Source organism: Mycolicibacterium alvei (assembly GCF_010727325.1).
Taxonomy (GTDB): Bacteria; Actinomycetota; Actinomycetes; order Mycobacteriales; family Mycobacteriaceae; genus Mycobacterium; species Mycobacterium alvei.
In genome coordinates this window covers 2,626,020-2,640,096 of record NZ_AP022565.1, presented here as the reverse complement: position 1 = coordinate 2,640,096, position 14,077 = coordinate 2,626,020, and the positions used below count along the sequence as shown (strand labels likewise).

7 protein-coding genes are annotated in these 14,077 nt (G+C 62.3%); 6 read left to right on the top strand and 1 reads right to left on the bottom strand.

Going from position 1 to position 14,077, the window contains the following annotated elements:
- The first annotated feature begins 422 nt into the window (after positions 1-422).
- Positions 423-809 carry a very short patch repair endonuclease gene (locus G6N44_RS12665; RefSeq protein WP_163664437.1) on the top strand — a complete coding sequence of 129 codons (387 nt, stop codon included), beginning with the start codon at positions 423-425 and terminating at the stop codon, positions 807-809.
- A gap of 6 nt (positions 810-815) precedes the next feature.
- Here the strand turns inward: G6N44_RS12665 and G6N44_RS12660 are convergent, their stop codons facing one another.
- Positions 816-1,925 (bottom strand): DNA cytosine methyltransferase, encoded by a 1,110-nt coding sequence (locus tag G6N44_RS12660; protein ID WP_163664435.1) that lies wholly within the window; start codon positions 1,923-1,925, stop codon positions 816-818.
- Between the two features lie 215 nt (positions 1,926-2,140).
- Here G6N44_RS12660 and G6N44_RS12655 point away from each other — a divergent pair, with 215 nt between their 5' ends.
- The 5 genes from G6N44_RS12655 to G6N44_RS12635 are packed head-to-tail and all read left to right on the top strand — an operon-like array spanning position 2,141 to position 14,004.
- Positions 2,141-6,853 carry a DEAD/DEAH box helicase gene (locus tag G6N44_RS12655; protein WP_407666176.1) on the top strand — a complete coding sequence of 1,571 codons (4,713 nt, stop codon included), beginning with the start codon at positions 2,141-2,143 and terminating at the stop codon, positions 6,851-6,853.
- Complete coding sequence (locus tag G6N44_RS12650; protein ID WP_163664433.1) at positions 6,843-8,657, top strand: UvrD-helicase domain-containing protein; 1,815 nt, start codon at positions 6,843-6,845, stop codon at positions 8,655-8,657. Before G6N44_RS12655 ends, G6N44_RS12650 begins: the two co-directional genes overlap by 11 nt.
- A 15-nt stretch (positions 8,658-8,672) precedes the next feature.
- The gene (locus G6N44_RS12645; protein WP_163664431.1) at positions 8,673-11,879 is read left to right on the top strand and encodes a helicase-related protein; all 3,207 of its coding nucleotides are present in this window, start codon (positions 8,673-8,675) and stop codon (positions 11,877-11,879) included.
- On the top strand, positions 11,876-13,609 hold the full coding sequence (gene drmB, locus G6N44_RS12640) for an MrfA Zn-binding domain-containing protein (RefSeq protein ID WP_163664429.1): 1,734 nt from the start codon (positions 11,876-11,878) through the stop codon (positions 13,607-13,609). The genes G6N44_RS12645 and drmB overlap by 4 nt, the downstream gene beginning before the upstream one ends.
- A 50-nt stretch (positions 13,610-13,659) precedes the next feature.
- Positions 13,660-14,004, top strand: a complete 345-nt coding sequence (locus tag G6N44_RS12635; RefSeq protein WP_163664427.1) for a hypothetical protein — start codon at positions 13,660-13,662, stop codon at positions 14,002-14,004.
- Positions 14,005-14,077 lie beyond the last annotated feature (73 nt).

Genomic DNA, 14,077 nt, shown 5'->3' with positions numbered 1-14,077 from the left:
CACGAGGACCGACATGGCGACCGGTGGGGTGGTCAACGCGTTGGCTCCGGTCGTTGGGGCCGGAGGGCGCCGAACTGCTCGACATCGAACAAGCAGCAGGATAGGCCTGTCGAGGGTCGCTGGTACGTGGAACGAAGAAGGTTCGGACTTGCCTAGCGCAAGCGTGTGGGTCGGGCCGGAGATCTTGCCCGTGGTGAACTTCGACGTCCGGGTTTCCGGTGAGTTGCGCCGTGTGATCAGACGTTTGGTCTTCTTGAGAAAGCGCAGTGATCGCTTGGCCGAGATTCGATCACCCAATACTCGGGATTCGCGTTCCATCTAAGCTCGTGGCGGGTGGATTCGACGTGGTGAGCAGGGAGATTGCCGATGGAGATTCGGTGACGCGACGGCCGGCGGCGTCGTCTCGTGTGGTCCGCTCGCGTATGAGCAAGCAGCGACGCCGAGATACGCAACCAGAGCTGCTGGTCCGGAAAATTCTTCACTCACGCGGCATTCGTTATCGCGTGGATGCGCGCCCGGAAGCTGATCTCAGGTGCAAGGCTGACCTCAGCTGGAAGGGCATCCGCCTCGCTGTGTTCATCGATGGTTGCTTCTGGCACGGCTGTCCTGACCACAAGACCAGCCCGAAGGCGAATGAGGAGTGGTGGGCGCTGAAGCTGGCAGGGAACGTTCAGAGGGACCGTCGAACCGACGGCGAACTGTCAGAACGTGGGTGGACAGTGCTCCGTTTCTGGGAGCACGAAGACCCAGAGGCTGTCGCCGACGCCATTTGCCATCAGATCGAGGCGCTCCGGGCCGGGTGTGGCTGAAGCGGATCAGTCAAGGGTGCTCGCGAGATCTCGAAGCTCCGCGGGCTGGGCAGCTAGAGGTCCGAGGCGACTGTCTTCCCATCGGGCAGTGACCACCTGGTCGAGTTTCGCGCCGTCAAAGGTGACGCCGATAGCCTGGGCCAGCACGTGCACGGCAAGGCGAGGTGGAATGGCATTGCCGATCTGTTGGCCGATGTCCTTTCCCGACCACGGGTAGTCGCGGGGGAAGGTCTGCAGAACGCCGGCCTCTTGGTGTGACAGGCGGCGCCAATCGCCGTCAGGAAAGCGGAGCCGATTCCTCATGATCTTCCCCGTCACCGTGGCTGACGGCTCGTCAGAATGACGGACGCCCCGGTTACGTGGGTCGCCACCGCTGCCGTAGTTCGAGACCACGGTGAAGTCGACGTCGTGACCGAGTGCCTCGCCCATCGAGACCCAGGGCTCGAGATCGAACGCGGTCTGCTCAGGTCCTCCCTTGCGGAACCCGTGGTGGGTCGGTGCAGGCAGGCTGATGCCGTGGGTGCCCAATCGCGCGATCAGGATGGCACGGCGGCGGGTCTGTGGGACCCCGAACTCCTCGGTTCGGAGCACGCCGTGAGCGACCTGGTATCCGAAACGCTCGAGCACGGCGCGAAACGCCGCCCAAACCGGTAGTACGGCTGGAACCTGCTCCAGAACGATCGCTTGAAATGGGGCACCTGCGCGAAGTGCACTCAACGCCCACCTCATCGGCTCCAGGACGAGTCCTGTTCGTTCGTCGGCGAACCCGCCGAGCGTGTGTTCAGCCTTCGGGCTTTCTGCCATCTCCGTCACGCGTCGAACGACGTCATCCAACGCATGCCTTCCGGAACCTGTACCTGCGACGGTGAATGTTTGGCACGGTGGCCCTCCGGTGAGGACGTTCGCTTCGGGGAAGTCCGATGGCCCGTACGCCCGGACGTCGTCAGGCACTGTCTTCAGCTCGGCAGCGGTTCGGGTCGCACAGGCGTTGGCGTCGAGCTCGATCCCGGTTGTGGGGATGCCTAGCCATGTCGCGCCGACGTCGAGCCCTCCCGGGCCCGCAAACAGGTCGATGATCCGGGGCTTGGGACCTGTCTCTCCTGGCTCGGATGGCATGGGTTGATGCTAGCCGGCCGCTCGTGATCTGCCGGTGCAGCGCGGCCGAACCCGCTCAGTCGACTGCTGCCCGGCCCGGTTCCGCTTGCGCGACGCAACAACCACTTCGCAGGACTAGCCAATATTTGACGGTGGCGAATGATACAAACTCGGGGAACGCGGACGATGGTTCCGCAAACAAGCGGAGTTGCTGCCGTTGACGTGTGGGGAGGCTGATGGTGGCCATGGGGTGGTCTGACCCGGATCGTGGGCTGGAACGGCTGGTCAACGAGTTCCGCGAGAGGTGTATTCGGGTCTACAAAGAGGATCCGAACCGGGTCGAGGAAGACGCCGGCAAAGAGCGTGGCATCGCCGAAGGCGGGTACGGGCGGAAACAGATCCAGGAACTCGTCCAGAACTCTGCGGACGCGCTCAAAGGGGCGCCCGGGCGTATCCAGGTCACCCTGACGAGTGATGCGCTCTACGTGGCGAACGAGGGCCATCCGTTCGAGGACTCAGGCGTCCGTGCACTGCTGTACACGCACCTGTCGAACAAGACCGGTACCGAGATCGGCCGCTTCGGGTTGGGATTCAAGTCGATCAGCGGCATCTCCGACAGCCCGCAGATCTTCAGCCGCTCGGTTTCGTTCGAGTTCAGCCGACACCAGGCAGCCGAAAAGCTGTCCGACGAACTGGGACGCCATCATGAACCTGCCGACGTCCCGGCGTTGCGGCTGGCCTGGTCGCTCAACCCAATGTCCGAGTTTCGCGCGGATGCTGTCCTTGCCGACCTCGCCGAGTGGGCTACGACCGTCGTCAAGGTGCCGTTGAAGAACGGGGCGGCAGCTCAGCTGTCCGCCGAGATCAACGAGTTCGACGAGTCGTTCAATCTCTTTGCCCCCCATGTGCGGATCCTCGACCTCGTCGACCGGGTCGGGGGCCGTGAGCGCCATTTCAAGGCGGCAAAAAGTGGAAACCGGGTCATCCTCACGACCGAGGACGGCGATCGAGATTGGTTGGTCGTATCTACTGAGCACAAGCCGTCCGCCAAAGCGTTGGAATCGGCTGGTCACGCAGCCCGGCGCGACTCTGTGACGGTGAGTTGGGCACTGCCGTTGACGGGGGCAGTCGGTGTGGGTCAGCTGTCCGCCTTCTTCCCGGTCAAATCTGATTTGACCCTGAGCGGCCGGGTGAATGCCCCGTGGAAGCTGTCCGACGATCGCATCAACGTGATCGAGTGTGAGTTCAACTACGAGATTCTGACCCAGGTGGTGCCGAAGCTGGTGGTCGCCGCGCGCAAGGATCTGATCGCTGACCGCGCATTCGGTCGTTACATCGACGTCTTGCCCGCGCGTGGGAAGGAGTCCCGTAGTTGGGCCGACACGGTCTTGAATGAGCCCGTTTTTCGAGCTCTCCGGGAATCTCGCTGCCTGCCGGATCTTGATGGACAGCTGCGGGCACCTAGTGCGCTACAACGTATTCCCAACGACGTCGTTGAACTAGCGGGTCGATGGTTGACCGTCACCGGCAACCGTGGGGCATGGGTGCACCCCGACTGCACCAGCAGAACCGATCGACGCTCCAAAGTCGATCGTCTCCTGCAAGAGGATGACAGGGAGAAATCCCCGGGTCGGGTTCTGCACTGGCTGCAGTCGGTGGTGGCCGACCCGAAACCTGAACAATCCGCCGCGGCAATCGAGCTGGCCGCGGAGCTGGTACGCACAGGCGGCAACACCGAGAAGGACGTGCGCGATGCGCGGATCGTGTTGTTGGAGAACGGGTCTCTTGCGCAACCAGTACGTGGTCGGTGCTTCCTGCGTACCAATCCGGGGCAGAATGGAACCTCCTTTGTCAACGAGACTGTGGCCGGGCGTCCGGCCATCGCCGATGCACTGAAATACCTGGGCATCACCGCGTACGAAGACGGTGGTGAGATGCTGCAGCTACTCACCGAGCTCAGACACACCGGGAAGGTCGACTGGGACGAGCTGTGGATCGCGATGCGCGGCTCAGGCGTTCAGCAGGTGCACGAGGCTTTCGACGGAGTGTTGGACGGCAAAGCCACCAAGGTGATCCAGGTGCGAAATGGTCACGGCCGCTGGGTGCTTGCCGAAGGTTTGTATTTCGCAGGGGAGTGTCTCAAGCCTTTGAAGGAGGACGGTGCATACCTCGTTGACGGCGATTATCACGCCGCCGACCACGAAATCCTGTTCTTGCTGGGTGTGAGATCGAGGCCAACGCGATCGGCAGCTGCCTCGAATGAGAAATGGGTGGCGCGGTACCAAAGCACCGTTCGCGAACGGCTCGGAGATGAATTGGGACTGGGACTCCAGGCGCGACAGGGTATCGAGATCGACGGCATCAATGCGGTCCTCGGGCCTTTGGAATGCTTGCCGGACCTCAGTGTCACGAACAAGGTGGCACTGAGTGCCGCGGTCATCAACGACGTCGACGTTCCGCGGGTGCGGGTGACCCATCCCAACGTCCCCAAGACGGCCCGCTACGTTGCGCCGGAACTCTGGTGGGTTCGCCAACATGGGCTGTTGCAAACCACGTTGGGAGCCGTGCCGGTGGCCGATGCATTCGTCGCAGAGGTGCAGGGTGTTGCTGAGGGTCTCATCCCGTGTGTGAGCCAGATCGTGATCAGCTCCGATGCCGAACGGGTCTTGGGGCTCAAGCGCGAGATGGGAGACCTCGACCCGTCAGGATTCAATTCGCTTGTGCAGGTTCACGTCAAGCGCGATGACACTCTGCGGGTAGGTCAGACTTACGCCTGGTGGTGTTGGACGCACAAAGAGGTCGAGCCGCCCGATCGAGTGTGGGTGCGCCGTGATGGTCAGTGGGCGGAGGAGGACCGGAAGTCCGTCGCGGTTGTCCACGGCAAGAAGTCATACGACGAACTCGACGAGTTCGGCATCCCTTGCATCCTCGTCGACAGTATCGATGACGTCCACACGCTGAGTGAGTGGTGGGGCTGTCTAGAGGGTCGCGCCCTCCCCGTCACCTATTCCTACGAGACGAGTGCGGAGCCGGAACGGCTCACTGAGGTGTTCCCGGTGCTCGACACGCTCCCCGGCGCTGATGAGCTCGAAGGTCTGGTCCTGCAGAAGTGCCTGTCCATCAGCAAGGTGGCGGCTGTCCCCGGCCAGCCCGCCGTACAGGTGGCTTGCACGTCGGGCCGAGAAGCGAACAGAATCCTCGTGACCGGCACCACCGACCGAGAGATTCTGAAGCAAGCGCTCGAATGCCTGCTTCACGACAATTCCGACAGACGCGTCGACCTTTTGCTCCAGGACATGGAGCAGCGCCGTAATTCGGAACTTGTTCGGGCGATCAGGAATGCGTCCACCGATGCCGAACGCCTCCTCATGTTCGCGGGAGAGGAGCGTCTGAGGACGCTGGTCCCGAAGGATGCGCTCACCTACCTCGTCAACGACGGCTTGCTGGAACCGCATGGTCTCGACCTCGCCAAACTCTGCGTGACGATGCTCGGTGTCCGTGCATTGGAACGCGCGTGCAGAGTGGGTGCCAGTGGGCTGCCGGTTCCCGCTCCGTCGACTTGGGCGGGATCGTTCAATACTCGGGCCTGGGTGAAACGACTGGGGTTCGGCGAGGAATGGGCGGGCCAGAAGGCAAGGCAGCGTAACAAGCCGACGGAATACATCGACGGCCCAACCCAACTCGACGAGCTCCACGACTACCAGCAGGTGGTTTCCCAGCGCCTCGCCGACCTGCTGCGCGGAGTTGGGCCCCGGCGAGGAATCGTTTCGTTGCCCACAGGTGCCGGAAAGACCCGCGTTGCCGTACAGACTGTCATCCAGTCGATCCGCGACGGCAGTCTCGACGGATTGGCCTATGGCACTTCCTTCTCTGGACCCATCCTGTGGTTGGCCGACGGAGAAGAACTCTGTGAGCAGGCGATCGACGCGTGGTCATATTTGTGGCGGGCCCTCGGCCGGCAGGACACCCAGCTGATCCTCAGCCGATTCTGGTCGAACTACGACATGGAAGAGGAATTGGCGGGCGTGCAGGTCGTGGTGGCGACATGGCAGAAGATCAAGGCCGCTGCCGTCGACAACGCGGATTACGCCTGGTTGGCCGAGGCGCCGATCGTCATTATCGACGAGGCGCACGGCGCCTACACCCCGTCCTACACCACGATCTTGGAGTGGCTGGGCCGCGGCACGCGCCAGCGGGACAAACCCCTGATCGGGCTGACGGCAACACCGTTTCGGGGTCGCCGCGACAGTGCGGAAACGGAACGCCTGTTGGCTCGATTCGACGATAACCGCTTGGACGAGGGGGTATTCGGCGACGAACTCCCACAGGTCAGGTTGCAGCGAGACCGAGTTCTCGCCCGCGCCAGCCTGGAAATTATCGGTGGTGTGTCCATCGATCTGTCGGACTACGAACTCCAAGATTTCAAGTCAAAGGGCTGGCTGTCCAAGAGTGCCGAGATCCGGATCGGTCGGGATGAAGACCGTACCCGCACGATCGTGGATTCGATCCTGAGCAAGCCCGAGAGCTGGCAGATCGTGGTCTTCGCCGCTTCGGTCGAGAATGCCCAGACCTTGGCCACCTTGTTGACGCTCCACGGACGCCCGGCTGCTTCCATAGACCAGGACACCAGCCCCGAAGACCGGCGCGTGGCGATCGAACGGTTCAAGTCAGGCGATTTGAAGGTACTGACAAATTACGCGGTGTTGTCCCAGGGCTTCGATGCGCCGAAGACCGACGCCGTATACATCACCCGTCCGACCAGTAGCGAGGTCCGTTACCTGCAGATGGTAGGCCGCGGTCTTCGTGGACCGAAAAATGGTGGTACCGAAGAGGTCTTGATTGTCAACATGCTCGACAACATCGTTGAGTTCGGTGACAGCATCGAGTACCACAAGGTGAAAGACATCTTCGAATCAGAACGTGAAGAGGAGCCTGCCGATGTCGGATGAAGGTCGGCATGAAATAGAGCTCAACGAGCAACAACTCGACGTGGTCGACGCGTCCGCGGATGCGCGATTGCTGGTGATCGCGGGGGCTGGGCAAGGCAAGACCGAAGTCGTCGTCAGTCGGATCAACAGCCTGGTGCGCGACGAGGGTCTGACGGCCTCCGACGAAATTCTCGTTCTGAGCTTCTCTCGAGCCGCGGTATCGGCTGTCCGGACCCGGCTGGAGATGAGGGACGCTGCCGCGCCAAACGTTCGGACATTCGACTCATTTGCGAGCATCTTGCTGCTCGGAGCCGATATTCAACCCGAGGGCAGCTTCGACGCCCGTATTCGGCGTGCGACGCAGCTGCTGAAGGAGGCGGACAAAGCGCCCGACGAGATCGAGCCCCTGCGTCATGTTGTCCTCGACGAGGTGCAGGACCTCGTCGGTGACCGATCCGATTTCGTGCTGGCCATCCTGAATTGGCTCGATGACGACGCCGGTATCACCGCCCTCGGTGACCCGTTGCAGGGTGTGTACGACTTTCAGCTTGAGGATTCGCTCAGCAAGACGACGGCTGAGGATTTCTTCGACTCACTCAAGGGATCGTTCGGTTGTGAAACCGTCGGTCTGGGCAGGAATTACCGCGCCAGGGGTAAGTACCCGAAAGCGGTTGTCGCCTTGGGTGAGAAGCTCCGTGCCACCGCCGACAGCGACGAGGCGGAGGACCTACTGGTAGATCTGGCTTACGAGCTGCCTTATCGCGGCGAGATCGAGGATTGGTACGACCTTGTCACGCCGTCCGCGGGCAAGAAGACGGCGATACTCTGCACGACCAACGCGGACGTGCTCCGGGTGTCGCGGTATCTCAACGAAAAATCCGTCGCGCACGCTGTCCGCAGGCAGGCACAGGATTTCGGTGCCGCACGGTGGATCGCGGGTGCGCTCGGCCCGTTGCCGGGCCCGAAGGAACGGCGATCCGAGGTCGAAGCCGCGCTCGAGCGGCTGCTCGCCGAGCGCGACGTGGAAGAGAAGTGGAACGAACTCAAGTCTGCCGAAGGGCGCAGCAGTGAATACGACTCGCTGGACCTTCATCGGATGAGCCGTCTGGTCAAGGCGCGGGCGTTGCCGCTTCCGCTCACCGAGCCCGACCTCAGTTCGGTGATCGTGTCGACGGTCCATCGGGCGAAAGGCTTGGAGTTCGACTCCGTCTTCATCGTCGAACCTGGATGGTTGCCGGAAGACGAGGACATTTGGACGAGGATGCGTCGTGAGTACGTGGCGTTGAGTCGAGCGCGCGATGAAATCTTCACGTGCAGGTTGCCGCAATCGAAATCCGTGATCAAAGCCGACGACCGGCTGGGACGGTTCAAGGAGGAGGTTTGGAGTAAGAAGAAGCGCGGTGCGACGTGGACGAGGGCATTCGAATTCCTCTACAGCGACGTGGAGACCGCGTACCCCGTCGCGTCACACACCGTCGATGCCCAGCGCCTACAGCAGACGCTGCAATCAATCGGTCAGGTCGGCGTGAGGATTTACGCAGAACTCGACGAGGCCGAGTCCACCGCCGAATCGCCGTCCTACCTGTTGGTGACACAAGACCTGCAGCCGTTGGGACGCACAAGCCCTGCGTTCAACCACGCGTTCCAGAAGGCGTTCGGTTGGTTGAAGAATCGTCCGACGGTCATCGACGGTCTGTCTCTGGTGTCGATCGAGACGGTCGCGGGTGACTATCGCGAGTCGGAGAAGGCCGGTCTCGGAAGCTCAGGATTCTGGTTGGTGCCGCGCATAACGGGTCTGGCCCGCCCGGACTTGACCACAACATAGGAGTTGCAGTTCGCGATGGCGAATCTTGCTGAGCAGTATGGTTTTCGCGACGACATCGTCGATGAATTGATCAAGGATCTGGTCGGGCCGGCAGAGGGGCCGGACGAGGTCGTCAGCGATCTTCCGCTGGACCGGTACATCGCCGGTGTTCTCTGGCCTGCAGATGATCTACTGCAGGAGGCTGCAGAACCCGACAGCGGCGAGTCCGAAGAGAACGACTCCGTCGACAGCCCGATCTCGCAGGCTCTGATGCGTTACCCGACCTCGATGGGGATCACGTTCTCCGTCGACCTGACGAGGGCCAAGTCGATTCATATTGCGATCGAAGCGGCCAAGTACATTCCATCGGGTACCGCGGGAAGCGGTGAGTCGTCCGATCAACGTTCGAGTCGGCGGAATCAGAAGGTGAAACCGGACTCGTGGGTCCGCCACCAACAGGTCGTCGAGCCCGTCGAGTGGGATGTCGCGACGCCCGGGGCCAAGAAGGTCGACGTCGTCCCGGGTCTTCAGCTGTACGTGTACACCCGCGTGCCGAAAGACGGCCGCGTGGCGGTGTCGGTGGCGCTGCGTAACACGCAGGTGCCCCCCAAGAAAGAATTCCGCGACGCATATTCCTGGTTCCAGGTCGGATTAGAGGTGCGGTCGCCCCAGGAGGCCATCGTCGACCGATCCTCGTACGGTGTCCTCAGCGACGATTCTGACTTGCGCTCGGCCGCCTTGCTGTACCGCAACGCGCGGGTCTTCGCGATCGGCCACGGCTGCGCCGCCACCTGGGATCGCGAGGGCACTTCACCTCACGTGGGACGGGTGACAACCACGTTCACCCCTCAGCAGGAGATCTCCAGGGCGAAACCTGGTGGGGTCAGCGACGCTGTCAACCTGCGGATGTCGTTCCTGGCCAACGCCACCGATGGAGAGTTGGCGGAGAACCTGGGGCAGCTGGTCACCGAGTATCGCGAGTGGATCGACCGGTTGAGCACGAGTGTTCAACGTGGCGACGCGGATGTCGAGGACGGCCTGAAAGTCGTCGCAGAGGAACATGTCGCGCGTGCCCGGACTGCGGCCGAACGAATACAGAACGGTATCGACCTGCTCGTGACCGATCCCGTTGCAGGACGCGCATTTCGGCTTGCGAACGCGGCGATGCAGATGCAGCGCGCACGTCAGGACTGGGTCCGCAAAGGCGCTGTTGGACCGGTCGGCGACGGCGCCGAGCAGACATGGCGCCCGTTCCAGATCGCCTACATACTGCTGAACCTTCCGGGCCTTGCGGACGCCGATCACGAGGACAGGGACATCGCGGACCTTCTGTGGTTCCCCACCGGTGGTGGCAAGACCGAGGCATACCTGGGTCTCGTCGCCTTCACGATCTTTCACCGCAGGATCAAGGATCCCGAAACCCTCGGGGTGGCGGTGATCATGCGGTACACCCTGCGGCTGCTGACGATTCAACAGTTCGAGCGTGCAACTATGTTGCTTTGCTCGCTGGAGCGGCTGCGGCAGCGTGAGAACGACCTGGGGAACCGCCCGTTCTCGATCGGTCTGTGGGTGGGCCAAGCAGCGACACCGAACACACTGGTCGAAGCACGCAAGTCACTCCGGGACATTGCCGACGGCAGAGAACTCAACGAGAAGAACCCGGTTCAGCTGACGCAGTGCCCCTGGTGCGGTCAGGATCTGAACGAAACCCACTACGCTGTGGTCAAATCAGCCGACGAGCGGCTGAGGATCGCGTGTGGGAACAGTTCGTGTGACTTCCGAGACGGCCTGCCGGCGTACGTCGTAGACCAGGACATCTACCGAGTTCGTCCAGAGCTCGTTCTCGGAACGGTCGACAAGTTCGCACAGATGGCGTGGAACGAGAAAGTTCGAAACCTGTTCGCACGGGACGGAATCGGAACCCCACCGTCGCTGATCATCCAGGACGAGTTGCATCTGATCTCCGGGCCGCTCGGCTCGATCGTCGGACTATACGAAGCCGCCATCGATGCCGCTTGCGGGCGGCTGACCTCGGAAGGTGTCATCGACGGGCGGCCGAAGGTCATTGCCTCGACGGCGACCATCCGCCGTGCCGACCGTCAGATCCGTGCCGTCTTCAACCGTCGTGCCGAGCAGTTCCCGCCTCCCGGCATCGACCCCGATGAGTCGTTCTTTGCAGAACCCGCGCCCCGCGAGGACTACGGCACGCGCGAGTACGTCGGGGTGATGGCACCGGGAACCAGCCACGCCACGCTCATGGTCCGGGTCTATGCCGCCATCTTGCAGGCCGCGCAAGATCTGCCCGGTGCCCCCGAGACCAGGGATCCATATTGGACGCTCCTGGGGTACTTCAACAGCCTCAGGGTGCTCGGCAGCGCCAGTCTCCAGGTGCAGGGGGACGTGAGGGACCGCCTTCAGTTGGTCGCCCGCCGCAAACAGGCTTCGCCGCGAGACCCGAGACCGCCAGTTGAGCTGACGAGCCGGGAGCCCTCTGCGAATATCCCCCGGATCCTGAAAAGTCTTGAAAGAGATTTCACGTCGGGTGCAGCGAACGACGTGGTCCTGGCCACCAACATGATCTCGGTGGGTGTGGACATCGACAGGCTGGGGCTGATGGCGGTGATGGGCCAACCTCAATCCAGCGCCGAGTACATCCAGGCCACCAGCCGGGTCGGTCGTCAGCATCCCGGATTGGTCGTGACGATATTCAACGCTGCCCGTTCCCGTGACAGGTCGCATTACGAGAACTTCGTCCCGTACCACCAGGCGCTGTACCGTGCCGTCGAGGCGACCAGTGCGACACCGTTTACCGCCCGCGCTCGTGACCGTGCCCTGCACGGCGTGCTGGTCTCGCTCGCCCGGCTTTTGGTGAAGGACCTTGGGGCCAACGAGTCGGCCCACAAGGCCACCGTTCGGTACGACGAGATCACCCAGCTGGCGGAGTTTTTGGAGCAGCGTGCGCAGGCCGTCACCGATCCGGAGGAAGCCGAAGACACCAAGAAACAGCTCGGGGAGCTTCTCGAGGTGTGGGCCGAGGCCGCAGAATCTCGCCCGGAGATGCAGTACAGGAACAGCGGCAACGACTACGACGATTCGCTGCTCGTACCCTCCGATGTGGCGTTGACCAAAGACGACATCGAGTACTCCACCCGAGAGACACCGTGGCCGACCCTGCAGAGCATGCGGGACGTCGACGCCGAAAGCACGCTGTTTCGGATATCTGAAAGGAAGGTGCCCCGATGAACGGTGCGAAGGCTCGGCGCAGCCAGTTATTGAGCACATACGGGGTGGGCGGTCTGTTCCCGTCTGAGTCAACGAGCTTCATGATTGCTGGTCTTCATGAATGGGATCCGAAGAGAGCCGAGCACATCGCGGAGCCGCGGTTGGCCCGGGCGCTTGGGGTCGCGGAGCTCAAGGCCCCGCCGGCAGGCGGCAAGCGGGATGTGCCGGTCATCCGCTACCCCTACACGCAGGTGTGTCCGAAGTGTCGACGTATCGGTTCGCTGAGGGATCTGTCCAAGGATCCGAACGAGGCGAGGTGCAAGGAAGACAACATCGACCTGACCCCGTTTCGTCTGATGAGCGCATGTCGAAACGGTCATGTGAGCGAATTCCCCGTCTTCTCGTGGTTACACAAGGGCCAATATGACAAGAGCAGCGGCGATGAGCACAGAATGGAACTCAACGTGCTCGGACGGACGTCATCTCTGGCTGACCTTGTCCTGGAGTGCAGCTGCGGCGTCCAGAGTCGGAGCCTTGACGGTGCCATCGGTGCGGGTTCACTCATTGACTTTGGTAAGTGCAAGGGTCTGCGGCCATGGTTGGGACCTGACACGAATGAGGAATGCGACGAATATCCGCGCGCGGTGCAACGCGGTGCCTCGAACGTCTGGTTCCCGGCCGTGCGGTCCTCGATCTCGATACCGCCCTATTCGATAGCCATCGCGAAGTTCGTGGACAAGCACTGGGAAATGGTCAAAGATCCTGCCGCCGTGATCCCGCCCGTGCTCGCCGGCCTGGCTGCCATGTCCAAGGGCCGGTTCAGCGTCGACCAGATCACCCGTGAGATCGAACGCCGTCGCGGTGAGGCGGAAGGCGACGAAGAGATCTCGGAGGCCAAGCTCCGCGCCGATGAATACAAGGCGCTGGTCGAGGGACGTGAGGAGGAAAGCCTCGACTCGGACTTCGTCTGCCTGCGCCGCGATGTCCCGGACGGGTTCGAATCCCTGATCTCTGACGTTCGGAAGGTGACCAGACTCCGGGAAGTGCGTGCACTGCAAGGGTTTACCCGTCTGGATGGTGCGCCCGATCCATCCGGTCCCGCGCAGAAACTGTGTGCTCTCTCGCCCAAACATGAGCACTGGTTGCCGGCGATCGAAGTGATCGGCGAGGGTGTCTTCCTCGCGTTTCGGCGCGACGCGCTCGAGGAGTGGGCCGGCGGTGAGTTCGCACAAAGGCGACGGCGGATATTGCAGAAGGCAGCCGACCGAGCGGCCGCAGATTACGGACGCCCGCCAGCGCCTGTCGACATTATCAAGGTTGCGATACACACGTTGTCGCACATCATCATTGATCAGTTGTCCCTCGACGCCGGGTATCCGGCATCAGCGCTTCGAGAACGGCTCTTCGTGAACGACAAGGTGGCAGGGCTATTGATCTACACGGCAAGCTCAGACTCGGCCGGAAGCCTGGGCGGAGTCGCCTCGATGGCAGAGACAGAGCACCTTGGGGCGGCACTCAGGGAAGGTCTGCAACGCCTGTCCTGGTGTTCGTCCGACCCGGTGTGCATCGAGTCGGCGGGCTCGGGCGCCGATGGACTGAATCTCGCAGCCTGTCATGCATGCGTCCTCGCACCGGAGACGTCATGTGAGATGAACAACTCATATCTGGACCGAGCCCTGCTGTTCGGCACCCATGACGAGGGCTGTGAGGATGCGGGGTTGTTCTGTGAGCTGGTCGAGAAGGCGCTCTGATCAGTTTGGGGCGAGGCCGGCAAGTGAGTCAGGAAAGGTTGTGGCACGTAGTGAAAGGCAAACATCATCAACGGTTCCCGCTCAAGTACGGGGAGCTGCGCGACATGAGATGCGGCGCGGTCACCGACGAGGCGAAGGGCATTCGTCGGGTCAGGGACTTCCGTCCGACTTACTTCACGGCTGACTGGACCGACGGTGTGCTCGTGCAGGTGAGGGTGTGGGGTCCCCAGCTGCTCGACGACGGCTCAGAAGGTGAGCGTGACCTCGATTACCGTTGGCGCAATACCCGCGACTTGGGGCCGGTGAAGTACCGCGATCTGCCGCGAATCGTCGCCGAGCGGCTGCAGGAGTACTACGCCGAGAACGGTTTCACAGTCCTGCCCGAGCAACTATGAACGACCGCTGTACACCGCGCTCACCACGGTCGAATCGTGAACTCGCTGTGGTTCGCGCGCGGCCGCTACCCCG

Bases quoted from the DNA above. Each gene is read 5' to 3' on its own strand.
- G6N44_RS12645 (WP_163664431.1), top strand. From the start codon at position 8,673: ATGGCGAATCTTGCTGAGCAGTATGGTTTTCGCGACGACATCGTCGAT.
- G6N44_RS12650 (WP_163664433.1), top strand. From the start codon at position 6,843: ATGTCGGATGAAGGTCGGCATGAAATAGAGCTCAACGAGCAACAACTC.
- drmB (WP_163664429.1), top strand. From the start codon at position 11,876: ATGAACGGTGCGAAGGCTCGGCGCAGCCAGTTATTGAGCACATACGGG.
- G6N44_RS12665 (WP_163664437.1), top strand. From the start codon at position 423: ATGAGCAAGCAGCGACGCCGAGATACGCAACCAGAGCTGCTGGTCCGG.
- G6N44_RS12655 (WP_407666176.1), top strand. From the start codon at position 2,141: ATGGTGGCCATGGGGTGGTCTGACCCGGATCGTGGGCTGGAACGGCTG.
- G6N44_RS12660 (WP_163664435.1), bottom strand. From the start codon at position 1,925: ATGCCATCCGAGCCAGGAGAGACAGGTCCCAAGCCCCGGATCATCGAC.